The 754-nt window shown below is 58.2% G+C and carries 1 pseudogene; it reads right to left on the bottom strand.

What is annotated here, in order from left to right:
* A pseudogene (locus QMB98_RS07650) lies at positions 1–532 on the bottom strand (hypothetical protein); the annotation flags it as partial.
* Positions 533–754: the final 222 nt, after the last annotated feature.

Below are 754 nucleotides of genomic sequence, written 5' to 3'. Positions count from 1 at the left end.
CGGGAGCGCTACTGGCCTGGAACTGCTGATTCGCATTCGGGTCAAAACCCTGACCGTACTGACCTGCCTCAGGTGCACTACTGGTGTGGAACTGCTGGCTCGGGTTGCTGAAACCCTGACCGTACTGACCAGCTTCGGGAGCACTGGTTGCCTGGAACTGCTGAGGAGCCCCGTTGGCGGAGCCTACACCCTGCCCGTACTGGCCTGCCTCGGGAGCGCTACTGGCCTGGAACTGCTGATTCGCATTCGGGTCAAAACCCTGACCATATTGACCTGCTTCAGGTGCACTGGTGGCTTGGAACTGCTGTGGTTCCTGGTTACCCCACTGCTGAGGTGCCTCGTTAGCGGAGCCAACGCCCTGCGGCTGGTGGTCCTGATTGTTCCACTGTTGCTGGGGTTCTCCCCATTGCTGCTGTGGTGCTTCGTTTGCAGATCCGGCGCCGGGTCGCCACTGATTCTGATCCTGGTCAACACCGTTCTCGGGCTGATTGCCCTCGTCCTCGGGGCGGCGCCCACCGTAGTTCTCTGACATTTGTTTTCCTCCGCTTAGCCTAAGCTGGCGCTAGATTACTGGGGCATGTTCCACCTCAGAATACAGGTCGTGATCAGGACGAATGAAAAAGGTCGCAATCATCTTGAGGGGATGTGCGCGTGGTTCTTGAGGACGCCTCCGCTTAGTTCGGACCCAAACTACTCAGCTGAAACTGACATGGGCGCTCAATCGACGAAGAAGAGGAAAGAAGAGGTGTGGGAG

This window comes from Flaviflexus sp. (genome assembly GCF_041440645.1).
Taxonomy (GTDB): Bacteria; Actinomycetota; Actinomycetes; order Actinomycetales; family Actinomycetaceae; genus Flaviflexus.
The sequence above is the reverse complement of the archived record's forward strand: the minus strand, read 5'-3'. Positions and strand labels throughout refer to the sequence as shown.